Raw genomic sequence first — 21,316 nt, 5'->3', positions numbered from 1 at the left:
CTCGAAGTCACCCGCTGACCGCGGCAGACGATCTAGACCGCAGACACCCGCCTACGAACAGGATGAACACCCGCAAACCCGATCACACCAGTACCCTGACCAGCGACGTCATGTTGGCATTCGCTCAATGGCTGGGTGCGAGTCATGACTCACATCCCTGACATCGCAGCGACCACACAGCAGGCCGCGTACGTGATCAATACGGGCGACGGCAAGTCCGAGACTCGGATCATCAACACTCACCTGAGACAGAACACCTGGGTGAGCTTGGGGACCTTCCAGTTCACGAACAGCGGATCGGGACCGACCAGTGTGTCCCTGAGCAACACGACAATGGACGGCGACGGCACCGGCTCGGCGGACATCGCGTGGGATGCCATAGCCTTTCAGCAACTGCCGGGCCAGCCGTCAGACTTCGTAGTGGCGATGGGCGACTCATACTCCTCCGGGGAGGGCGCCGAACCGTACCTGCCCGGTACAGATGTGGGCCCGTATGCGAGCCAGGACACTTCGACCTCGCCGGACGCGACTTGGAACGCATGCCGACAGAGCCAGAACTCGTGGATCCGCCTGACTACGCTGCCGCACCAGACCAACACCATCGGCAAGACGGCCGATGTGTTCGGCGACAGCCTCGACTACCAATCGACGGCCTGTTCGGGGGCGTATACATACAACTTCGGCCCCGGTGAACTCGTTGACACCAAAACGAATCAACCTATCTGGGGCACTATGGGCCAATACCACGAGGTTCCACAGATCGCTGCGGGGTTCCTTGACGAGCACACGACCCTGGTGGCGCTCACTATTGGCGGAAACGATGCCGGGTTCAGCGACGTTGTCAAGCACTGCGTCGAGCTCGACTGTCCCGCGGACTCGAAGGTCAAGGGGGACATCGTCGCTGCGACGGCGAATATCCCGGGCGTCCTGGCGGCGATCCACGACAAGGCGCCGAACGCGAAGATCGTTCTGCTGGGTTACCCCGAGTTGTTCAACGCCCCCAACGTCATCCTCGGGTGTAGCGTCATGGCGTCCTCGAACGCGTCCCAGCTGAACGGCTGGGCCGACTACATGGAGACCCACGAGGCCGACGCGGTGGCGACGGCAGTTGCCAGCCAGGCCCACGTGCCGGCGACGTTTTACTGGCCGAACGCCGAGTTCTCCAACCACCGCATCTGCGACAACGCGACATCTGGGATCAACGACGCCGTCGCGGCGCCGACAGGACCTGGAGACTTCTCCTGCCCTGGCAGCAAACTGCCTTGTGGCAGCATGGAGAGCTACCATCCGAACAACACCGGCACACCCATCTACGCAGCGGCGTTCCTGAACGCCCTCAGAGCGGCAAACTACTGATAGACCACACTTGCCGAGGGGCCGGGAGCAGGCTGGCCATACTGCTCCCGGCCCCCCGGCGATCAACTGCAGGAGGAATTGACGCGTTGCGTAGGGGATTCATTATCGTGATGTCTGTTGTCATCGGTGGGGCCGTGCTGTACGGGGCGATTCTGCTCATCAGCTGGCACCGCGACAACTCGATAGCAGACAAGCAAGAGGCTGCGGCGAGCAAAGTGATCGAGACGAATGCGGCCAGCTACCTCGCCGCCGCCGCGACGGCGCTTCACGCCGGCCCGCTGACCGTAGGACAGCTGAAAACGCTGGCCACGACGAGACCCGGTCCAGACAGGGTCGATGCCGTGGACAAGAACGGCACGGTGGTGATCAGTTTCGCTATGAGTGCTCGCTATGCTGACCCGGGGTCTATCAGCGATGGGCTGAAAATCGCTTGCTTCCAGGGCACGGTTCAGCGTTCAGAATCGGTTGCACTGGAGCCTGCCGAAATCTCGTGCACACAGGTCAATCCGCTTCCCAACCCGAACGCGCAAGTATCGCTGCCGCCACAGTAAGAGGTTTGATCAGGCTAAGCTTGAATCCGTCGGGGATCTTGGTGGTCGAGGTCAGGTGCAGAGGGTTCGCCGGGACTTCGAGCGGTGGATTCCCTGGTGGTCAAGAAAGGTCTGGAGGGCGGTCGGCGGTCTTGCTGGGGAGGTTTCCTCGGCAGTCGGCCGGGCGCTGAGGCGCTCGATGTTCACGGCGATGGCTGTCAGCACGTGTTGCACGTGTGCTTTGGGCTCTTCTCGGTAGCGGCAGCGGCGCATGCCGTGCCCGTGGGCAAATTCGTTCATGGTGCTCTCAACTCCGGAGCGGATTGCGTAGCGGGTCTTCCAGCCGGGTGTTTGTTGCTCAGCGCGGACGCGCACTTGCAGGTCGCGCAGTTCTCGCGCGGGGAAGCCCACGTTGCGGGCGCCGTCGCGAGAGCTGGTGCACTGCGTGCGGGCCGGGCACGGTTGGCACTGGCCCTTGGTGAACCGGGCGACGATCAGCGGGGCCGCGGTGGGCAAGGATGCCGGATGGGGCCCGTGCCAACCCTGGCTGACCTGGCCCTGCGGGCAGGTGACTTCTCGGCGGTCGAAGTCGATGTGGAAGTCGTCCCGGTCGTAGCCTTCGTTCTTGCGGTGCTGGCCGGTGGGGTTTCCCGGCAGCGGCCTGCTGACGGTGACCTGGGGTTCGCGGGCGGCGCGTTCCAGGTGGACCAGGGAGGTGTAGCCGCCGTCGACCAGATGCTCGACGGGCAGTAGTCCGCGGCGCGCGGCGGCCGAGGTGGTGGCCACGTCCGTGATCACGTTGACGCTGTCCGGGGCACAGGTCTCGGTGAGGTGGGCGGCGAACCCCTTCCAGTTGATGATGTGGCCGTGGCGGACGTAGCGCGCTGTGGCTTCGTGGGGAGAGACGATCGCCAACGAGGAGGGCAGCAGCCCGCCGTCGTCGGCGGTGCGCCAGCGCAGGCGGCCGGCAGTGTCGCGGAAATGGTTCTGCATGACGATCTGCCGCAAGGCCTCGGCCTGTGGGCCGGGCCGGTATCCTGATCCGCTCTGGTCCAGGTGCTTGAGCAACTGGCAGGCGTCCTGCGGCCAGGATCCTGGTCTTGGGCCGTGTGGGGTTTTTGCCCAGTCGCACCGGACGGCCGTAGCGGCGTCCCCAGTCCTGGTCGACCAACCCGACCAGCAGATGCCCGGCCATGCGAGCTACCTCCTCCAGCGCGGCGCGGACCGACTCGGTGACCAGCTCCAGCCGCGTTAGATCGCGCACCGCAGCCAGGACGTGGGTGGAATCGGTGTGCTGCGTGGTGCGCTCGCGCACGAGTCCGACCTGCTTCAAGCGGTCCAGCGCCAGATCCAGCAAACGGTCGGCGCGGTCGTCACAGGTCAGCCGTTCGCGGAAGTCGGTCAGCACACTGTGGTGGAAGCCCGGATCGTCCAGGTCCAGGCCAGGGCGTACTTGAAATCGATGCGGCAACGCACCGACTCAGCAGCCTGACGGTCCGACAGGTCGAGCAAAAACTGCAGCACACAGACCGTAGCCAGTTGGGCCGGGGAGAGCTCGGGACGCCCGTCGCGTGGATACCAGCCGAGGAAGTCCTCATCGCTCCACAGGCCGTCCAGTCGGTCGCGCATCCACATTGCCGTCGTTCCACCTGGATTGCTCGTCCGCGCGACCTGCGCGGTCAAAGCCGGAACATGCTCACTATGACGGGGACGGACGGACAACGAGCACCTCAACTCACTGCGACAATCCTTCGAACGAGCCCGAGTATGCATCATCAGACCACTGCTACAGCGCGGCAGCACCAAGATCCCCAACAGAGTCAAGCTCAGACCTTCCGAGCCAGTTGGTGATCGGCGCTATCGGGAACGCGACTCACCTGATTTACGATCTGCGACTCGATAGCCGCTCGGATTCGCTTAGCTGACGAGAGCGACGGTGTTCGTACGCTGTTGGGCAGTTGATCGGCCGCGATGAGCTCTTCGGCCCGGAGCGCCAGGGCGGCCTGGAATTCGCGACCCGACGGGCGATGACCCAGCCGGTCTGCTAGTTCTGCAAACACTGCATACCCGAGGTTGGTCCAGTCGGGGCGCTTGTGTGGTGGAGTGGCCTGGTCCGGGCTTGTTCCCGCGTCCACCGTGCCCGGTTGGTCGAGGAGGTTGCGCGGGTCGGTCGGCAGTTGATCGGCCCGCGCACTGCGGTGGTCGGCCAAGAGGCTCTGCAGATTGAGGAGCCGCTCGACGACGAGCGGGGGCAGGGTCGCTACGGCCGCCAAGAGCAGGTCACGGGCGGTCGGGTCGATCAGGTGGCCGACCTTCTGAAGAACGTGGTCTAGCGCGTTGCAGCCCAGGGTCATCGCGAATGCGAGGCGGGCGTTTCGGAGGACGGGCTTCTGGCCCGGGTGGTTGGCCGGGAGGCTGTAGCCGACGGCCAGCGCCGTGAACGCGTAGGCGTCCAACGCGGCCGGCAGGAGCCAGGCTGTGAACGGCCCGAGGTTGAGCTGACCGCCCAAGTGGTACAGCGTGTGGGCGCTGATCGCGGCTGCGGCGACCTCGGCGGCGGTGCCGCCGATGCGGGCGATTCGGACTGCGCTGATCGGGGCCGTGGGCGGGTCGGTCAGCGGGGTGGCCGTCGGGTGAGCCATTGTGGGGCCTCCGTAGTGATGTGTGAGTGAGCGCGTTGAGCGTCTGGGCGGTCTGTGGGCGGGTTGTCACTCGGGATGGGCGGCGCTGGACGGGCTGCGACCGACCAGCCACCAGAGGACCGGGCTGCTTGAGCGCCTGAGCGCAGGCCAGCGACGTTCTGGGCGGTGCGAGAGTCCACCTCCGCGGCCTGCCTGGCCGAGGGTCAGGGCGCGAAGAGGGCCGGCGGCCCGGGTGGGCCGCCGGCCGGTCACGTCAGCGCCCGCGTCGGGCGACGGCGAAGGCGTAGGCCTGAAGGAGGTTCCCGATGAAGTTCGCGTCAGCCTCTGAGATCCCGACCGGGACGGAGAAGCAGACGACCCGGCCGTCGGGCAGGTTGAAGTTCACGCAGCAGTCAGTAGGCGTTGATGCCTGAGATGCGGGGCCGGGCATGGGACCACGCGGGACCTGCGTAGGCGACGGCCTGGGTTCGGTGTTCGTGCTCACTGGATTGTTCCTTTGAGGTTGGAAGCGATCTTGTTCGAGGTCGATGGGCTGATGTGGCGGCGGGCGTGCCCATTCCGGCGCCCGGCTGCGCGTATGGCGGAGACGCCGCGGTCCGAAAGGACTCACTCGCGGGTATCGCGGTCTTCCTCGTCCGCGCGCTCGACCTCTTCGATCAGCCGCTTCCGGTTGAGCCGCAGGATCAGGGCGGCGCCGATGCGCTCCACGTGCTTCAAGGGAATGCCGGCGTCGGCGACGGCTGCGCGGTAGCGGTCGGTGGCGACTTCTAGGTCGCCCTGGGCGTCTACCAGGCGGCCCGACACCGTCCAGATCTCGTCGGCCGCAGCCGTGACGGCCTCTTCCCCGACGAGGTAGTTCAGCATCGCTTCGTCGTTGCGCGACTGAGTGCTCATCGCGTGGGCTCCTGCCGGTTCCAGGGCGCCGCTGCGCCGATGATCGAGGTGAGGACTGTCGCGGGAGTGGTGAACGTGGCATCGAAGCGCAGCGTGGGAGCCGTGATCCGCCATCCGCCCGGATCGTTGCGGTGCGGTGCGGCCCAGGCTGCGCGGGCGCGACGATCTGAGGTGACCCACCAGCCAGCGCCCGTGACTGAGCGGCGGAAGGCGCTGCGGTCCGGGATCAGCCCCGTTGCTTCCAGAGCTCGGATGACCGCGCGGCGATCGGCGCCGCCGCCCAGCTTCGTTCTGCAAGTTGCCGCACTGGCCAGCGCTGCCTTGTGCAGAACTACGGCATCGGCGAAGTCGATCACGGCAGCCCAGGCGGTGCCCGCGCAGGGGAACCCAGGCAGACGTGCTGCGGTGATGGTCGCGCGAGGAGATGCGAAGTCCGCTGCCATCCGGATCCTGACCCGGCGGCTGGGGTCGATCAGTATCCACGCCGATCCCGGCCGATGCCGACTTGCGATGGCCGCGGCGTGCCACCCGGATGCGAGGAGTTCTTCACCGACTCGCCGTTGTGCGATGAAGGCTGATGACGTGCTCATCGCTCGTGCCCCTTCGCCACCTGGTCCGATGCTGGTGTGAGCGAGGCGGCCTTCGATCGGCCCGGCAGATTGAGCGCGAAGGCCGTGATGACCGCGCCCGGTGCGTGGGCCGTGGCGTCGGCGGAGAAGCCGGGGCCGGAGATCAGCCAGCCGCCGGCGTCGCCGAGATCGCTGGTTGCCGGGCAGCGCTCGCACGGCGGTGTGAAGTTCGGAAAGCGGAAGACGGCGGACACCGCGCTGTCGCGCCGTCTGAACTCTGTCAACGCGGGCCGCTTGTGGCCGCGGGCGACGTGGCGGGTAAGGTCCCATCCCGCTTCGTCCAGCAGCTTGCCGTCAGGGGCGTTGTCGAAAGCGGCGAGTGCGGCGGCAGTGACTGCCAGCGGCGGCGCGTCGTAACACGTGAAGCGCCACGAGGGTCGACGCCCGCGGTGCCGACGGCCACTGCGGTCGGGTTCCGAGAACGCCACGCATGACCTGATCAGCTCGGCCATCTGACCGCGCTGGCCTTCCACCGTGAGGATCAAGAGACTGAGGTCCGGCGCCGCTTGCGGCTTCCAGACGGTGGCGCGATGCGCCCCGGGGTGCTTGCCTTGCGGCTCCTCCTGCGACGTCCAGCCGAGAGGCCGCAAGGCTCTGCCGACGGCTGCGGCGTTGGCCAGCTGAACGCTGGTAGTCACGGGCGTGCGAATGGGCATGGTTGGCTCTCCTCCTCAGCGGGTGATGTCGGCTCGGCGGTGGGTGAATCCGCAGGCTGTCAGCCAAGGGCTGAGCCGGTCGGGGGCAGGTGGGAAGTTCGTGTCCCGGATCGTCATTCGGATGGCTCCAGTTCGATACGGCGGCCAGGGCGGGCTGTTTTGGGCATGGCTCCGCCCAGGCCGCGGCGCTCTGAGTTCTTGTGATCGGCGGCCGGTGGTCTGTCGCAAAAAGCTGCGACAGCCCAGCGGCGGCTGTGGTCAGGCGTCTGCGGGTGGACCGGTAGGGCGCGACCGCGGGTCAGCGCGGTCCACCGTCAGTGCCTACGAGGAGTGCGGCGCGGTCGTGTGACCGCGCTGGGTCAGCGGGGCGCCCGCTGAGAGGGGATGAACGGAGAGGCCCAGGCCTTCGGCAGCCGTCCGAGGTTGGACAGCACGATGTCGAGCTCGGTGAACTTCGCAGCCATCGCTTCGGCGCGTTGGGCGTGCGGGCAGCTGCCGTCGCAGCACGGGACCGGGGACTTCACGGCCCGCGTGGCGTTCGCGGAGAGCTCGCGCAGCTCCGCGATAATGAGGTCAAGGCTCATGACGTGCTCCTAACTGATCTGTGATGGGATCGTGGGGTGGTCGGTGCCTGATTCCCGGCGGCGGGGCCCTAATCCCGCCGTCGGGGCGCACCTTGAGGGGTTTGCCTTCTGCGTTTTATGTCCTTTCCTCGGGCTCGACGCGAATCACTTCAATTCGCTTTCGCCCTCAAGTCCTTATGTACCCAGGATATCTTGATAAACGCACAGGTCAAAGCCCTGATCCGCCATTTCTTCACCCATATGGAGTACGACTTCCGCTATTTGTTATTCAGATCATTCGAGGAAATTCCTTGACCGCTCGCGGCGGGCCCTCAGGCCGGCAAACCACGGCGCCCCCCGACCCGGCTGGGCTTCTGTGAGCGAAGCGAACGGGGGTGGATAGAGCAGTAGGTGCTAGGTAGGCCGGAAGGTGGAGTGACGCGATCAGGGCGTCGCGGCGGAAGCCATAGAAATCGTGGTAACCATGATCGTCGGACTGCGGCGTCAGCCCTGTAATCCCCCACTGACCTGGCGTTACAGGGGTTCTACGGTGCCTGCTGCCCGCGCCACCTGACGCGCGGCCCATCGCGTTCCCGACTGCGCCGTACACCGCGCCGGGGCTGTCACTGAGCGGCAGTCGGACGGGTGGCGGCGAACAGATCGCCACCTGAGGTCAATGGATCGAACCGCACGACTTCGCCTGGTGCGGGCGCGTCCAACACCACCGGAACCCCTCGGACGACGCCGAGATAAATTGCGACGTGATGCGCGAATGCCGTGCTTCCATAGAAGGCGAGATCCCCGGGCCGAAGGCTATCCAACTCAATCTTTACACCTTCGACATATTGCGCAGTTGCCACTCTGGGGATATCGACTCCTGCCGAGCGGTAGGCAGCTTGTGTGAGCCCGGAACAATCATATCCCGGGTTGCCTGTTCCACCCCAAATGTAGGGTCGCCCAATCTGCTTGGCGGCGAACGCGATTGCGGTGGCGGCCTGCGGGGACGGTGCGTCGTGTTCTGCGGCGGCGATCAGGTGGACGTAGTCCTGTGCCGACCACAGGCTCTGAGTGCCTCGTGGATCGGCGGCCACGGCGTGCCACAGGTGAGAGAGCGGCGCAGCAATGGCTGCGGTTACTGCGCTTGCTGCCGCTGAGATGAAGACGACGAGGAACAGGAACGCGACGGCCGCGGCAGTGGCGACACGTGCGGGAACACCCATCACAACGCTCCGATCGTGAGGATTACACAGCTGCGGCCTCGGACGAGTCCGAGGCCGTGTCGGGTGTAATTTCTGCTGTAATCCCTGCTCAGGAGGCGATTACAGGACGTTCGGTCGCTGTGGAACACCAAGGTGATCGCAGGCAGCCTTGCCCAGTCCGGCCAGCGTGAAGCGCCGTTCAGCGAACGTCGGTCGCCAGACCGCCCCGGCGATGTCGGCAGTCTGCGGGTCACCGACCGCAGTGGCGGCTGGTACTCCAGTGCTGCTCTCGGCGAACAGCTCATGCAGGTGCTGCTCGCGACCTGGGGAGCGGAGCCAGAACAGCACAGGAGAGCAGGTGTCGGCGGCCTGCATGAGGTTGTCGTAGCCGAGCCACTTCGTGCAGAGCCGGTGAAGCGGCTCGGTGCCTGTGTCGTACTCGAGAAAGAATTCGCACCAGGCCTCGCCGTCGCGCCATCGACCGAAGCCGTCAGGCCTGACGCGACCGGGGAAGAGCTGCGCAGTGGACCACTCTGATCGCCAGTCCTCCAGCGCAGCCCCGGAGCCACGCACGTGTCCGTGCGCGAGAAGCCGGCAGAAGAGCTCGTTGACGCCTCGCAAGTGGTCCAGGTCCTGGCGGAGTGCGGCCGCGATGGCCGCCTGCCCGATGCCGGCCGGCACGGCGCTTCGGGCCGGGAGGCCGAGCAACTTCAGCGCCTTGGCCGTGGCGACGCAGTGAAGCTGAGATGACCCGGCGGCCGGAGGGCGGAACGTCTCGATCAGGCCTGCGTCGCGCATCGTGCTGATTCGCTTGCGAGCGCGGGTGTTGTCGGTGAACAGCGCGCTGGTGATTTGTCCGCTCGTGAGGACGCGATGCTCGGCAATGAGTCGGAGCATGCGGGCGTCACGCGAGGTGATAAGGTCCGCAGCCGCGTGACTCGCAGTGCGAGCGGGCTGGGCACGCGTCTTGGCTGCCTTACTGAACGACATAGCTTCCTCCGTGGGCAGGTCGGCTGGCTCGGATTACGCGAGGCCCTGATTCCGAGGAGATGGCTCGGCCTGCTCGATTTCTCGCCGTCGAGCGCTGGTGGCCTCCCTGGACAGCTGCCTGATGCGGTCAGCGCGGCCCGGGATGGCCGAGGGAAGCGGGAGTGTGCGGAGCGTGAAGGCCGGCGCCTGCACTCCATCGACGTTCAACCGGACGGCTGCCTGGTACCCGCCGAGGTGCGCGAGATCGTGCTCCGTGAGCATCGGCGACGTGTGCACCGCCAGCGCTTTGGCGTCCTCGGGAGAGCAGGCGAAGAACACCTTGTTCCGGGCGTTGGACGAGATGCCTTCGCGCAGGTCCGTTGGCATCTGCGCCAGGTTCTGGTGGGCGAGCGTGAGAGACAGTCGATAGCCGCGAGCTTCGGCGAGCATGTCTTCCATCGAGATCGGCATCGACAGGAAGTTGTGTGCCTCGTCCAGGTACAGCGCGGCATCGATGCGGGCGCCCTCAGCGGACTTGGTTCGTGCTGAGGCCGCGTGCCAGGTCGCTGCGACCACGAAGCTGCCGAGGAGCCGTGCCGTCTCCTCGCCCAGGACGCCCTTGGGGATCCTGACCAGCAAGATTCCCCCATTCAGAACTTCGCTCAAGTCGATCGTGGAAGCGGGGTCGCCGACGGTCGACCGCACGAAGTCTCGGAGCAAGAAGGCTCGTAGCTTGTTAAGGAGCGGGGCGACGACGGCTGAACGGCCGGCTTCGGAGAGAGCGTCGTAGCCCCGCCAGAAGCCACGCAGAACGTTGTCGTCGCCGGAGAGGCGAGACAGGGTTCTTCGCCGGACGGCGTCATTGGTCAGAAGCTCCGGCACGTCCATGAGAGTCGGGTCCTTCACCCTCGCCAGCACTTTGCTCGAACTGGTGGCTTGCAAGGTGAGCAGCGCCGCCCGCAGAACGTCGTCGGTGCGTGGGCCCCAATGCGCGGAGAAGATGCGGCGGAAGATGCCGACGAGGTTGTCGACTAGGAGATCGTCGTCTCCGGCGGCCGAGGCCAAGACGTTCAGCGTCGGATGCGGATCGGGAGCGGTCGGATCGATCAGAATGGTGCGTCGACCAGCGGACTCCGGGAGCCGTTCGAGAAGGTCTGGGACGAGGTCGCCCTTGGGGTCGACTACGACAACACCGCGGCCTGCTGTGACATCGTCCAGGATCAGACCGCCCATGAGGGTGGACTTCCCGGATCCGGTGGAGCCGATGATGTGCAGGTGCTGACGTGAATCGGCGACTTTCGGTCCGACGATGCGAGCGGGGCCGGCATCCGTTTCGCCAAGCGGCTTCACGGATCGGCCGGCGGTCGCGACAGTCGGAGCCGGCGCGACTGAGCGGGCTCCAGCCCGCTCGACGCCGAGGGCGAAGGCGTCGGTCGGCAGGTGGGCGACGCTGGCGAGCTCGGCGATGTTGAGTAGATCTCCACGGTCGAAATGCCGACTGGTCAGCTTCTCGATCGGATGCCGCAGCCGCCTGCGGGCCCACCAATTCCGCTCCGCGAAGACACCGAAGGTGGCGGCGACAGCTCCGGCGACCCCTCGCAGCCGGTCGTCAGGCAGTTGCGATCCGATCGAGCCGACGGCCGCGACGACGTATCGGATCTCGGCTTCCCACAGTGATCCTGTTGCCTTTGAAACGGCTGCACGTACCTCTGCGGCGACCATCGGATCCGTGCGGGCGCCGAGAGGTAGGGCGACGTTCTTCACGCCGGGCGTCAGCTCGTCCAGCATCGAGAGCACCATCGTGGGCCGACTGGTTCGCCGTAGACCCATGGCGTGACTTCGCAGGCGGTGCACCTTTCGCCGTGCGATTCGTAGCCTGCGGCCCGTGGCCGGACGAGCAAGTACCTGCACTGCGATGTGCTCGTCGGGTCGCAGGCCGGCACCGACTCCGAACAGCGGTCTCAGTGGATCGGAGTCGTGCTTGGTGTTCAGCGGGAGGACTTCGGTCTTGGCCAGCCGAAGGCGCCCGCCTGTGGCTGGGGCGACCGTTGTCGACGGGATTGGGCTGGGAGCCGGCTTGAGCACCGTCGTGTGTGCCCCGGGCCATGCTGACTCCACGGCCGCTTCGACCAACCTCGGCGGAACGACTCCCGGTACCCAGATCTCAATCCGTGTGTTCGTATCGCTGAAGCAGTATTCGAACGACAGGTGTGGTTGGCCGTCGAAGAACCGCCGCCATGTTGGACGAAGCATGGCGTGTACGTGGGACCAGAACTTCGACGCGGCATCTGCGCCGACTTCCGGCGGTAGCTGCACTTCGACCAGCCGTGCTCCGGTAGACATGAAGCGTCGATGGCGAGCGTGCAGCACAAGGCGTGCACCCGCCGCCGTTCCGGTCAGGGCCAGCGCGGCAGGCGTAGCGACCTGCCACCACGTTTCGAGGAAGCTGCCGATGACGCGGCCGGCCGAGCTGAGGAAGGACTGTGGGCTGTTGAGGAACTGGATCACCGGGACCTGGGGCGCTGAGGCGTCGCCGTGCATCTCAGATGCCCTCGCCCTCGGGCTCGGCTGTTTTGGACTCTTCGAGCCTTGCCAGCTCCGCGGGGTCGGTGGTCGCGAGAAGGTGTTCGTCGTTCGAGGCGACGGCTGCGAAGGCAGCGCGGCTGCTGCCGATGTTGATCAGACCGGTTCCCCGGGTGGCCGTGAGCAGATAGGCGCGCTCCCCGGCAGATAGCCGGAAGGCCGCAGCGACCTGCTCGATCGCCTGCGGCGCCTGCCGGAGGAGGATCTGGGTCGCGGCGTTGGCGATGACCGCTTGGCCGAGGTCGGTACCGAGCAAGTCGGGAGCGTCCTGAGTGATGACGCGAGGCCGGCCCAGTGCTTCCGGGCTGCCTTGGCCATGCGGAACAAGAACCGCGCGCCAGCTGGCTCCTTCATCAGCAGCCAGGCCTCATCGACCACACACAGTCTTCGGCGCCGCTCCGGTGAGGTGACCTGCCTCCAGATCGCGTCGAGAACGAGCAGTGTGCCGATCGCCTTCATCTCTTCGGGGAGCTGTTTGAGCGCGAAAACCACCAGGTGGCCGTCTACGGCTGTAGTTGTCGGCCCATCGAAGAGCCCTGCGAAGGATCCGCTGGTGTGCGGAGCCAAGCGACTCGCAAGCGACCGGGCCTCGTTGCTACCCCGGGCGGCGAGGACAGCGGCCACGTCTGCAAGCGTCGGAGCATCGCGAGTGTGGGTGCGAACGTCCTCGGTGATCCCCGCGCGCTCGTAAGCCGTGAGGACCGCTGAATCGAGCTCGGCGCGCTCGCTGGCGGTCAGCTCCGCCCCGAGGAGTACCGCGACGACTGTGTGGGCGAACAGCGTCCGACGCTTCACTGCGTCGTGTGACTGTTCGTCTTTGGGCAGGTCGAATGGGTTGATCCTTACTCCGGGTGCCCCGAGCTCCAGCACGGTACCCCCGACAGCCTTGGCCAGCCGCACGTACTCCTGCTCCGGGTCCACGACCAGTACGTGGACACCGGTGTAGAGGGATCGGAGGATGTCGAGCTTCGTCAGGTACGACTTGCCGGACCCCGATCGGGCGAGGACGACGGAGTTGTGGTTGTCCAGGGCCCACCGGTCGAAGCAGACCAGGCCGGCACCAGTGCCGTTTACGCCGAGCAGAACCGGTGAGGTGGAGCCGACGACTTGTGCGAGCTGGTCGGACGTGAACGGGAAGCAGGCTGCCAAGGCGTCGGTGTCGAATGTCCGACGGATCTTCAGGCCATCGATCCCGAGGGGCAACGTTGTGGTCCAGCCCTGAACGCTGCGGAAGGTCGCTGGCACCAGCCGCAGCAGCATCCCGTCTGCCACGGATCGCACCGCCGCGACAGTTTCGTCGAGATCCGCTTCGGTGCCGGCAAAGACGGTCAGGTAGATACCGACGTCGAACAGGCACCCCTCGCCGCAGGCAACGCGGTAGGCGAGCTCCCGTGCGTCCGCCGCGGCAGATTCTGTCATCGGATCGTCCAGCCGCCCGCGTTCTGCGGTATGGCGACGACTCGACTCCATGCGAGCACGTTGTTTGCGGAGCCGGTCGGCGGCGATCCGTGCGGGGATCGGCTCGATGTGGACGGCGACGTCGATCCGCGCGGGGTAGGACAGGATCGGCTCCAGCCAGCCGTTGCCGACCTCGGCAGGGTAGCCGGCCACGGCGAAGGTCGCGGCGTGGGTGGACTCGCCGATTCTGAGCTTCTTCGTCTCGACCGCGAGGCTGGACGGGCCGAGGCCGAGCTTGTCCTGCCCGCGTTGTTTCGTCTTCGTGCTGATCGGGAGGATGGTCGCTGCGGCGGTCGCGATGGCCAGGGGGCGCATCATCGGGCTCCCTTCATCGGTAATCGGGGTCGAGTGCGGCGGACAGAGCCAGCTGCGCGGCGATCGAGTCCAGCGGAACGGCGTCGATCTCGGATGCGGAGAGCGCGGCGGTCTCCGCAATGCGACGTGCGGCGCGGGGCGCATGCTTCGGGTCCAACTCGCGTGCCGTGACCAAGAGGCTGCGATGCAGTACTGAGCCGGAGGCGTTGATATCGGCGAGGAAGTCAGCGTGGTTCTGTGCGGCGGCCTCAAGCAGGGGATGCGGCAGACGCGGTGCCGAGTCGCGCAGAGTATTGATCTGCTTGCCAAGGTCCGCAGGCGTCGTGCGCGAGGTAATCTGCACCGGCCCGGTCAGCGAGTTCAGCCATCGGCCAAAACCACTGATGAGCAGTGCTTGTTCGCCCTGGGTGCGCAGTGCGAAGTTCACTGTGGATGCCGACGCGAGCGCCGCACACCCGTCCGGGCCGAGATCCACTGCGCCGTCATCGCGAAGTTGCCGGACAGGAAGGCCGAGCGAGGCAGGGGTCTTCGGGGCGTTGCCCTGAAACAGACCCGAGACGAAGGCCGGCGGGTCTTCTACGCCTTCGGGCGCCATGACTCGTCGCTTCGGCGACAGCGCCTGGCGGATCGCCGCGAACAGCAACTGATCGACACTCATCCCGTCGCGTTCGGCGGTGACGGCGATCCCGAGCAGCACCAGGAGCAATCCGGCTGGAGCGGCGAACATCAGCGGTGGGACGGACGAGCGCAGAGCGAGCCAGAGAAGCCAGAGCCCCGCGGTGGTCCCGCCGAGGATTACACACTGGCGGGCTGTCGCGCCGAACATGATCTTGTCTGGTTGCGAGACGTCCTGGGGGATTCTGGCGGTTCCGTAGTCCTGGGTCATGGCCGGTCAGCCCCTGTTCCTCTTCTTGGCGGTTGGGCCGTCGGGCTTACGTGTTGAAGTGCGTTTTGCTGGGGCGCCAGATGTGCGGCCAGCAGGCCGTTCTGCGCTTGTGGCAGGCGTATGCGGCGTGGGGGCCGGTGGAGCTGACTCGTGTTGGCCGTTTGGGCGCTGAGCCGCTGGTGCTGTCTTGTTGTGAGGCTTCGCCTGGCGTGGCCCGGCCGAGCTGCTGATCGGCGGAAACAGGCCTTCCTGGACTCCGCGGTTCGGGAGTGGGTTCTCCACACGTTCTTTGGCGAGCCGGTCGAGCCTGGTCGAGCGGCCGGGCGGGAGCGCGAGCGGGCGTCGGGTTGGACCTGGCGGGATGGTTGAGGGCTGGCCGCTCGGGCCCCGTCCATGCGGCGGCCCGGGGTGCCAGGAACCGGATGATGAACCGCTTTGGTGAACGGTCGCGGTCGCGGTTACCGTCTCCGGTCGCGGGGACCAGCCGCCGAGTCCGCCGCCGTCTTCGGGCCGCGGGCCTCCGGACGGAACCAGCCCCGCGCCCGGTGTGGGCGGGCCGGGCCGGAAGTTGTTGTGCCAGACCCCCGAGGTGCGCTGCCGGGCCTCCTGCCCGCCAAGGCGGCTGCGTGCAAGGGTGAACGCCTTGTAATAGATGAATGAGCGGGCGAGTCGGCCAACCATTGTCGCGCCCATCGCACCACGCCCTAGCACCACCCTGGTGGTCCAGATCGGGATCTTGATGAGGGCGAATAGCAAGACGAGACAGAGCAGCAGATCCACTAGGCCGCCACCTGAGGGGAGCCCGAGGATCGTGTCGGCGTTCGGGTCGAAGAAGATCTGGATGCTGGTGATCAGGACGAGCGCTTGTGCGACCTGCGTGGCCAGGCAGCCGATGATCGCTCGCCACCAGAGCCGGGCGAGCGGATCGGTCTGCGGGAGTGCGTGGCAGGCGAGGGCGAGCGGAGATCCGGCTGTCAGAGTCAACAAGATCGCTGCACGAATCAGGCAGGTGATCAGCAGCACGATGCCCATGACCGCCACCGCGCCGCCGAGGAGCACCAGGAACAGCTGGGTGATGCCAGATGGCAGAAACAGCTTGTCGACGATCATCGAGGTCAGCCGCGAACCGATGCCCTCGGCGGACAACTTGCTGTCCATCAGGGCTGCGGCGAGAGCGTTTCCGAGGGACACCGTTTGGGAGATCGCCCACAGTGAGGCGTTCGAAGCGACTGCCCCGATGACCAGGCGCGGGGCGATCTCCTTCATCGAGTAGCGCGTCTGTACCGTCTGGTGCCCCATGACGATCACCGCGCCAGCCAGAAAGAACAGGATGTAGAGCGTGTTGGCGGTGATCAGAACGCCTGTCCACACCTGGGCGACGCGGCCGTCGGACACGTCAGGGCTCGACAGCAGTGTGTCGCCGATCAGCTTGAGCACCGGCTCCAGGGCGGACTTCACCAGGTCACCGAACCAGGTGTCGATCGCCTTTTCGATTTGGCCGGGGACGTCCCACCACGACGGATCAGACCCGCCGGCCGGCGTGAGACCCGGGCCGACTGCCGGCGGCGGGGACATCGTGCCGCCGCCAACCAGCGGACCGTAGATCCCTGGATCGGCGCCTCCGGCTGGGGACGCTGGTGCGGGAGGCGTTGGGCCTGGCGGGGTGGGAGCGGCGTAGGCGGTCCCTGAGGTGAGCATCACGAGGCTTGTGGAGACACCCGCCAGTAGCATCGCTCGGCCGGTGCGGGAGGTGTGGGGACGCACGTCAACGACCGGTGCGTCCGGAGTGGACGGCGATGAAGCGGCTGAGCCAGTCCAGGCCGGTTGGGAGCGTGGCGAGCGGAGCCTGACCAGGACTGGGGATGACGATCACCCTCCTGGTCGGAGCCACATGTGTATGCGCTGAGCAGCCTGAGGCTGCTACGACGAGGCTGAGCATGGCGACGGCGGCGAGGCTTCGGCGGATGAATGACGGCATGGCGCTGCTCCTGTGTGGGGTGATGGCGGAAGTCGGCACGGACGCGGCGCGATCACCCCGCACCGAGGATCTTGTGCAGAATGCTGACCAGCCCAGGGGCAAGGATCGCGACGGCGTATCCGATGGCCGCCGACCTCAGAGCACCCTTCGCCTTCTCGACCTCGCCCGGATCGCCCGAGGCGATCAGGTATTTGACTCCGCCGATGGTGAGGAACATCGTGGCCAGGCCGGTGAGCAGCCCGACCAGCCAAGTTGTGACGTTGTCGATGACCTTGTCGAGTGCGGCTGCGGCGACAACGGTGTACTGACCGGTGTCCGCGTGAGCGCGGGTCACGGCAAATAAGGCCAAGACAGCTGACGTTGCCAGGAGGACCGCAGCGCGGATCTTGTGGTTCGTGTCGTTCACGATCGAGCCTTCCCGTCGGTGCTCCGGGAGGGCTGACAGCCATCCCGTCGCACCTAGGAATCAGCTACTTGACGCAGATCGGGTCACCGCGGTTGAGCTGTATGGGGATGCTCAGGCTGCGAGCGATACGGAGTTGACCGTGGACCGGACGCGGGCGTGCTTGAGGTCCTTCCGCGTCGGGATCGGCTGGCCGGTCAAGAAGGCGACAAGCCGCGCTTCAGCCTTCTGGCGGCGGATCTTCGCTGCGTTCGCGGTGATCCCGAGGCATTCGGCTGCCTCGGCCAGGGACACCTCGTCCAGCCTGGTCATACCGATCAGATCGGCCTCCGCACGGGTGATTACGTCGGCACGTTCAGCCCGGGCCAGCGCCACGTCGGGATGCGCGCAGGGCATCGCCGGCGGCATCGAGCCGATGAACGAGTAAGGCGCCGGTGCTTCGGTGTTCGCAAGCGCGACCTTCACGGTGGCACGCCAGGTCGCCCAGCGCAGCCGCACCAGGATCCCGGCCCGCTCTAGGTCGACGACTGCTAGGTGGGACAAGAAGGCGGCGACGACCTCTGCGGCTAGGTCGTCCTGCCGGATTCCGTCGAACTTGGCGCAGGCGCCGGCCGCGATCCGCTTTAGCATTGGTGCGGCCATGCCGACAGCGGCCAGGCTCCAATCGCCGCCGTCACGGCGCGCGTTGCGGGCGATCATCGCCCACACGCGATCGCAGGCCTCGGCGGCCGGGCCCATTAGCAGGTGCTTCGCCTCGGCCAGCGACACATCGCGACGGGCCCAGTCGGATCCGAGCATCGTGCCCGGAATGGACAGCATGGCTGTGTCGGAGAAGCGGGTGAGGAACGCCTCCTCCGCGATCGCGATGGAGGTGGCCTCGAACGACTTGCTCGTGGTCGTCAGGGACATGGCGGGCTCCCTTGCGTCAGGGGCTTCGAGGGGCCGGGTTCGACCCGCCGCCAAGGCAAGGGACCGGAGACGTAATGAACGTTTAGGAAGCGTGTAAACGCCCAGCTCAGAGCGCTGTAATCGTTCTCGGCGACCACATGTGCGTAACGGGTGGTGATTAGGGGTGCGTACTGCGAGGAAGCTGATTCGGACCTGCGGTTACATCGCTAAGCCGGGCCCTTCGGAGGTGAACAGAGGCGACAGACAGCGGTGGCGTAACCGGCTGCCACAAAGATCACTCGGGCGCGCAGCCTCGCACCTCGTGGCCACGGGAACAGGGGTGACCCCGTCTTGGCAGGCGGTGACTGATTCCTAGGGGTAAAAGCGATCACGGCCGCCTCGGCCGGGACGCCATCCATCGGAAGGAAGCAGCCCTTGCGAGCTCCCGCCGCGAGCACCCCACCCGACTCAGCGTCATTCGCCGTGCCACCGCTGCCCTGGGATACGGCTCAAGACAACCCGACTATGCGAACCGGAGACAAATACCTTCCGGAGTCCGATGCCCACCCGCCGAAGGTGCTTCCTGCGGTCGCCGCGCACGCCATCGCCGCTTACACGGAGTCGGGCGACCTGGTCGTCGATCCGATGGCCGGGATCGGAACCACCCTTGTAGAGGCGATGCGCCTCGACCGGATGGCCATCGGCGTGGAGTACGAGCCGCGGTGGGCGGCGCTGGCGATGCAGAACGTCGAGCACGCTGTGAACCGCGGTGCGCCTGGGTTCGCGACCGTCGTGAATGGCGACGCTCGTGAAATCGAAGCGCTCGTCGGCCGGGATGTGCGGAGGAGGGCTTCGCTTGTGCTTGCTTCGCTGCCATGGAATCTGGGCGATTCGTGCTGCGACAGCAGCGCGTTCGTACAGGTCTTGTCCAGTCGCCGCACGCTGCTGAAGCCCGATGGGTTCCTGGTCATCGTCGCCAACGCCGGACGCGGTCTTGGCCAGGCGGGCGACGTCGCCGCTGTGGCCGTTGATGCTGTACTCGACGCCGGGTTTGCTCTACACGAGCGCTGCCATCTACTCCTCGCCCCACCAGACGATGAGCCGATGGGCTGCGCGGCGGACACTCCGCTCGTGGTGGCTCGCGCTGGTGGCCCTGACGATCACTCGATGGAGAACACAGGCTGTGGTTGCGGTCCTGACCTGCGCTATAACGCATCGAGCAGGAGATCGGCGTGAACGAAAAGGCTACCGCGCGTCCAGATGTGATCGACCTTTGTGAGATCTGGCGGGTGACGGACTTCCCGGAGTCCGTGCCTGCTGATTCTGGCCCGAAGTTCCTTTCGCTCGGCTTCGCGGAGCCTCTGGCAGGACCCGTGAAGCCGCACTCCGATCGATCCGCGCCGCCTGTGCAAGGAGCCTGATGCCCAGAGACGAGTTCCTGACCATCGACCAGGTCGCCGCTGAGCTCTGCGTGGCACGCAGCACCTTCTACCGGTGGCGGCGCCTAGGGCTGGCCCCGGAGTCGTTGAAACTGCCCAACGGCTCGATCCGGATCCGGCGTACTGCGTTGGAGCGATTCCTTCGGGACTGCCAGAACCGGCGCTGAACCAGCACAACCGGCCGGCCCGCTTCGGCGGGCCGGCCCCGCACCGCGGAGGTACCACCATGGACCCGTCCTACGACGTCCACATCTGGAGTATCCAGGAGTACAAGGGTAAGAAACGGACAACGCACCGGCTCCGATGGTTGGTGGCGGGAAGGACGTTCACCGAGTCGTTCGTGACGTCTGCGCTGGCTGAAGCGTTCCGCGCCAAGCTATTGACAGCAGCTCGCGAGGGTTTTCCCTTTGATACCGAGACTGGTCTGCCGGAGCACATGATCGCGAAGAAGGCCGTGCCGAAAGGGCCGACCGTCTATGAGCACCTGGTCGAGTACGCGGAGATGAAGTGGCCACGTCTGGCGCCGAACTCACGCTCAGGTGTGGCTGAGACGCTGGCAGTGGTGGCTCCGGTGCTCAGTCGAGACCTTCCTGGTCGGCCCGATCCAGTTGTGCTGCGGCGCGCCCTGTACCGCTACGCCTTCAACTTCAGCCGGAGTAAGGACACAGCGCCACAGGACGTCACTCAGGCGCTGGACTGGATCGTGAAGTCTTCTATTCCGCTGAAGGACCTGGCAGATGCCATGGTGGTTCGCAAAGCGTTGGACGCCCTGAGCCTCAAGATGGACGGCAGTGCGGCCGCGGCGAAGGGCGTCACGCGAAAGCGTGCCGTGTTCTACAACGCCTTGGGCTACGCCGTTGAACTTAAGCGGCTACCGACCAATCCCATCAATGAGATCGGCTGGAGGGCGCCGAGGACGACCGAGGTGGTGGATCGGCGCGTGGTGGTCAACCCGGTGCAAGCCAGAGCTCTGCTGTCAGCGGTCGAGAAACAAGGCCGGTACGGGAAGAAGCTGGTGGCCTTCTTCGCCCTCATGTACTTCGCAGCGCTGCGGCCATCGGAGGCAAAGAGCCTGCGTGAGGATCAGTGCGAGCTGCCAGAGCAGGGTTGGGGGACTCTCCATCTGGCGAAGAGCGCGCCGCGGGCTGGCTCGGCCTGGACAGACAATGGAAAGCCGCACGAAGAGCGGGGGCTCAAGCATCGGGCCGTTGACGATGTACGACCGGTACCGGCTTGTCCGGAGCTGGTGAAGATCCTGCGCGATCACGTTGCCAACTTCCCACCCAGGAACGGCGGCCCGCTGTTCGTCGCGGCACGCGGTGGTGTGGTCAACGACAGCATCTATACCAAGACCTGGCGCGACGCCCGCTTCGACGCACTAACAGCCCGGCAGTTCGCCTCGCCGATGGCGAAGCGCCCGTACGACCTCCGGCATGCTGCCGTGTCCACCTGGCTGAACGCGGGTGTTCCGCCGACCCAGATCGCCGAGTGGGCCGGCCACAGCGTCGAGGTGTTGCTGCGGGTCTACGCCAAGTGCATTGACGGCCAGGACGAGGTTGCCAGGCGACGGATCGAGGATGCGTTGGGAGGGCCGGACGGCGCTTAGCCCGCTGAAACTTTGTCGCGTATTTGTCGCGAGCAGTGATCCACAGCGGTCCGGATCGCACATCAGTGGCAGTGTGAACAAACAAGCCCCTGACCAGAGTTCACCTGGTCAGGGGCTGTTTTGCCTGGATGTGGCGGGTGAAGGATTCGAACCTTCGAAGCTTTCGCGACGGATTTACAGTCCGCTCCCATTGGCCGCTCGGGCAACCCGCCAAAAGCACGTCCCGCGGTTCCGATCGGGATCGGCTCCGTGGGGCGACGGCACAACAATAGCGGATGGCGGGGGGTGGTTCGCCACTCGGTTTGGTGGTGGGGTCTGGTGG

The 21,316-nt window shown here is 66.1% G+C and carries 21 protein-coding genes and 1 tRNA gene; 5 read left to right on the top strand and 17 right to left on the bottom strand.

All coding sequences use genetic code 11. The annotated features are described in order from the left end of the window. Window positions 1–135: 135 nt before the first annotated feature. Together IZR01_RS35845 and IZR01_RS35840 are read left to right on the top strand one after the other, a co-directional pair. Complete coding sequence (locus tag IZR01_RS35845; RefSeq protein ID WP_438939648.1) at window positions 136–1,356, top strand: SGNH/GDSL hydrolase family protein; 1,221 nt, start codon at window positions 136–138, stop codon at window positions 1,354–1,356. A gap of 110 nt (window positions 1,357–1,466) precedes the next feature. Continuing rightward, complete coding sequence (locus tag IZR01_RS35840; protein ID WP_194926427.1) at window positions 1,467–1,907, top strand: hypothetical protein; 441 nt, start codon at window positions 1,467–1,469, stop codon at window positions 1,905–1,907. A 51-nt stretch (window positions 1,908–1,958) separates the two neighbouring features. Here IZR01_RS35840 and IZR01_RS51395 read toward each other — a convergent pair whose 3' ends face one another. The 16 genes from IZR01_RS51395 to IZR01_RS35770 all read right to left on the bottom strand — a co-directional run bounded on the left by IZR01_RS51395 (window position 1,959) and on the right by IZR01_RS35770 (window position 17,970). Beyond that, window positions 1,959–2,954, bottom strand: a complete 996-nt coding sequence (locus tag IZR01_RS51395) for a transposase (RefSeq protein ID WP_228560956.1) — start codon at window positions 2,952–2,954, stop codon at window positions 1,959–1,961. A gap of 333 nt (window positions 2,955–3,287) precedes the next feature. Next, on the bottom strand, window positions 3,288–3,569 hold the full coding sequence (locus IZR01_RS51390) for a transposase (RefSeq protein ID WP_212009017.1): 282 nt from the start codon (window positions 3,567–3,569) through the stop codon (window positions 3,288–3,290). 143 nt (window positions 3,570–3,712) lie between these two features. Continuing rightward, a complete protein-coding gene (locus IZR01_RS35830; protein WP_194896541.1) occupies window positions 3,713–4,396 on the bottom strand; it encodes a hypothetical protein in 684 nt (227 codons plus the stop codon). 385 nt (window positions 4,397–4,781) lie between these two features. Next, entirely contained in the window at window positions 4,782–4,913 is a 132-nt protein-coding gene (locus IZR01_RS52640; protein ID WP_267254939.1) for a hypothetical protein, read from the bottom strand. 221 nt (window positions 4,914–5,134) lie between these two features. After that, the gene (locus IZR01_RS35825) at window positions 5,135–5,422 is read right to left on the bottom strand and encodes a hypothetical protein (RefSeq protein WP_194896540.1); all 288 of its coding nucleotides are present in this window, start codon (window positions 5,420–5,422) and stop codon (window positions 5,135–5,137) included. Beyond that, window positions 5,419–6,012 carry a hypothetical protein gene (locus tag IZR01_RS35820; protein WP_194926426.1) on the bottom strand — a complete coding sequence of 198 codons (594 nt, stop codon included), beginning with the start codon at window positions 6,010–6,012 and terminating at the stop codon, window positions 5,419–5,421. The genes IZR01_RS35825 and IZR01_RS35820 overlap by 4 nt, the downstream gene beginning before the upstream one ends. After that, window positions 6,009–6,707: a hypothetical protein gene (locus IZR01_RS35815; protein WP_194896538.1), complete on the bottom strand. Its 699-nt coding sequence runs from the start codon at window positions 6,705–6,707 to the stop codon at window positions 6,009–6,011. Before IZR01_RS35815 ends, IZR01_RS35820 begins: the two co-directional genes overlap by 4 nt. Window positions 6,708–7,066: 359 nt before the next feature. Continuing rightward, on the bottom strand, window positions 7,067–7,291 hold the full coding sequence (locus IZR01_RS35810) for a hypothetical protein (RefSeq protein WP_194896537.1): 225 nt from the start codon (window positions 7,289–7,291) through the stop codon (window positions 7,067–7,069). A 602-nt stretch (window positions 7,292–7,893) separates the two neighbouring features. After that, window positions 7,894–8,490 (bottom strand): C40 family peptidase, encoded by a 597-nt coding sequence (locus IZR01_RS35805; protein ID WP_194926425.1) that lies wholly within the window; start codon window positions 8,488–8,490, stop codon window positions 7,894–7,896. Window positions 8,491–8,589: 99 nt separating this feature from the next. After that, the gene (locus IZR01_RS35800) at window positions 8,590–9,366 is read right to left on the bottom strand and encodes a replication-relaxation family protein (RefSeq protein WP_194896535.1); all 777 of its coding nucleotides are present in this window, start codon (window positions 9,364–9,366) and stop codon (window positions 8,590–8,592) included. 126 nt (window positions 9,367–9,492) lie between these two features. After that, the gene (locus tag IZR01_RS35795; protein ID WP_194896534.1) at window positions 9,493–11,979 is read right to left on the bottom strand and encodes a type IV secretory system conjugative DNA transfer family protein; all 2,487 of its coding nucleotides are present in this window, start codon (window positions 11,977–11,979) and stop codon (window positions 9,493–9,495) included. Between the two features lie 138 nt (window positions 11,980–12,117). After that, window positions 12,118–13,281 carry a VirB4 family type IV secretion system protein gene (locus IZR01_RS51385; RefSeq protein ID WP_228555208.1) on the bottom strand — a complete coding sequence of 388 codons (1,164 nt, stop codon included), beginning with the start codon at window positions 13,279–13,281 and terminating at the stop codon, window positions 12,118–12,120. Window positions 13,282–13,807: 526 nt separating this feature from the next. Further along, window positions 13,808–14,680 (bottom strand): PrgI family protein, encoded by an 873-nt coding sequence (locus IZR01_RS35785; RefSeq protein ID WP_194896533.1) that lies wholly within the window; start codon window positions 14,678–14,680, stop codon window positions 13,808–13,810. A 6-nt stretch (window positions 14,681–14,686) separates the two neighbouring features. Next, window positions 14,687–16,255, bottom strand: coding sequence for an ABC transporter permease (locus IZR01_RS35780; RefSeq protein ID WP_194896532.1), 1,569 nt, complete (start codon window positions 16,253–16,255; stop codon window positions 14,687–14,689). Window positions 16,256–16,710: 455 nt separating this feature from the next. Next, window positions 16,711–17,064, bottom strand: coding sequence for a pilin (locus IZR01_RS35775; protein ID WP_212009012.1), 354 nt, complete (start codon window positions 17,062–17,064; stop codon window positions 16,711–16,713). A gap of 111 nt (window positions 17,065–17,175) precedes the next feature. Further along, window positions 17,176–17,970, bottom strand: coding sequence for a hypothetical protein (locus tag IZR01_RS35770; RefSeq protein ID WP_194896531.1), 795 nt, complete (start codon window positions 17,968–17,970; stop codon window positions 17,176–17,178). A 462-nt stretch (window positions 17,971–18,432) separates the two neighbouring features. Here IZR01_RS35770 and IZR01_RS35765 point away from each other — a divergent pair, with 462 nt between their 5' ends. The 3 genes from IZR01_RS35765 (at window position 18,433) to IZR01_RS35755 (ending at window position 20,994) form a co-directional block, all read left to right on the top strand. After that, complete coding sequence (locus IZR01_RS35765) at window positions 18,433–19,185, top strand: TRM11 family SAM-dependent methyltransferase (RefSeq protein WP_323747194.1); 753 nt, start codon at window positions 18,433–18,435, stop codon at window positions 19,183–19,185. Window positions 19,186–19,369: 184 nt separating this feature from the next. Beyond that, window positions 19,370–19,555, top strand: a complete 186-nt coding sequence (locus tag IZR01_RS35760; RefSeq protein ID WP_194896529.1) for a helix-turn-helix transcriptional regulator — start codon at window positions 19,370–19,372, stop codon at window positions 19,553–19,555. Between the two features lie 59 nt (window positions 19,556–19,614). Next, window positions 19,615–20,994, top strand: coding sequence for a tyrosine-type recombinase/integrase (locus IZR01_RS35755; RefSeq protein WP_194896528.1), 1,380 nt, complete (start codon window positions 19,615–19,617; stop codon window positions 20,992–20,994). A gap of 131 nt (window positions 20,995–21,125) precedes the next feature. Here IZR01_RS35755 and IZR01_RS35750 read toward each other — a convergent pair. Continuing rightward, window positions 21,126–21,206 (bottom strand) — tRNA-Tyr (locus tag IZR01_RS35750). Window positions 21,207–21,316: the final 110 nt, after the last annotated feature.

This window comes from Catenulispora pinisilvae (assembly GCF_015356865.1).
In the GTDB taxonomy this organism is placed as follows: domain Bacteria; phylum Actinomycetota; class Actinomycetes; order Streptomycetales; family Catenulisporaceae; genus Catenulispora; species Catenulispora pinisilvae.
This window is presented reverse-complemented; position numbering and strand designations above follow the sequence as displayed.

Excerpts from the sequence above, each read along its gene's own strand:
- IZR01_RS35755 (WP_194896528.1), top strand. The coding sequence starts at position 19,615 with ATGGACCCGTCCTACGACGTCCACATCTGGAGTATCCAGGAGTACAAG.
- IZR01_RS35795 (WP_194896534.1), bottom strand. The coding sequence starts at position 11,979 with ATGCACGGCGACGCCTCAGCGCCCCAGGTCCCGGTGATCCAGTTCCTC.
- IZR01_RS35805 (WP_194926425.1), bottom strand. The coding sequence starts at position 8,490 with ATGGGTGTTCCCGCACGTGTCGCCACTGCCGCGGCCGTCGCGTTCCTG.
- IZR01_RS35785 (WP_194896533.1), bottom strand. The coding sequence starts at position 14,680 with ATGACCCAGGACTACGGAACCGCCAGAATCCCCCAGGACGTCTCGCAA.
- IZR01_RS35815 (WP_194896538.1), bottom strand. The coding sequence starts at position 6,707 with ATGCCCATTCGCACGCCCGTGACTACCAGCGTTCAGCTGGCCAACGCC.
- IZR01_RS35810 (WP_194896537.1), bottom strand. The coding sequence starts at position 7,291 with ATGAGCCTTGACCTCATTATCGCGGAGCTGCGCGAGCTCTCCGCGAAC.
- IZR01_RS35840 (WP_194926427.1), top strand. The coding sequence starts at position 1,467 with ATGTCTGTTGTCATCGGTGGGGCCGTGCTGTACGGGGCGATTCTGCTC.
- IZR01_RS35800 (WP_194896535.1), bottom strand. The coding sequence starts at position 9,366 with ATGCTCCGACTCATTGCCGAGCATCGCGTCCTCACGAGCGGACAAATC.
- IZR01_RS35780 (WP_194896532.1), bottom strand. The coding sequence starts at position 16,255 with ATGTCCCCGCCGCCGGCAGTCGGCCCGGGTCTCACGCCGGCCGGCGGG.
- IZR01_RS51385 (WP_228555208.1), bottom strand. The coding sequence starts at position 13,281 with ATGCTGCTGCGGCTGGTGCCAGCGACCTTCCGCAGCGTTCAGGGCTGG.
- IZR01_RS35825 (WP_194896540.1), bottom strand. The coding sequence starts at position 5,422 with ATGAGCACTCAGTCGCGCAACGACGAAGCGATGCTGAACTACCTCGTC.
- IZR01_RS35820 (WP_194926426.1), bottom strand. The coding sequence starts at position 6,012 with ATGAGCACGTCATCAGCCTTCATCGCACAACGGCGAGTCGGTGAAGAA.
- IZR01_RS35760 (WP_194896529.1), top strand. The coding sequence starts at position 19,370 with ATGCCCAGAGACGAGTTCCTGACCATCGACCAGGTCGCCGCTGAGCTC.
- IZR01_RS35770 (WP_194896531.1), bottom strand. The coding sequence starts at position 17,970 with ATGTCCCTGACGACCACGAGCAAGTCGTTCGAGGCCACCTCCATCGCG.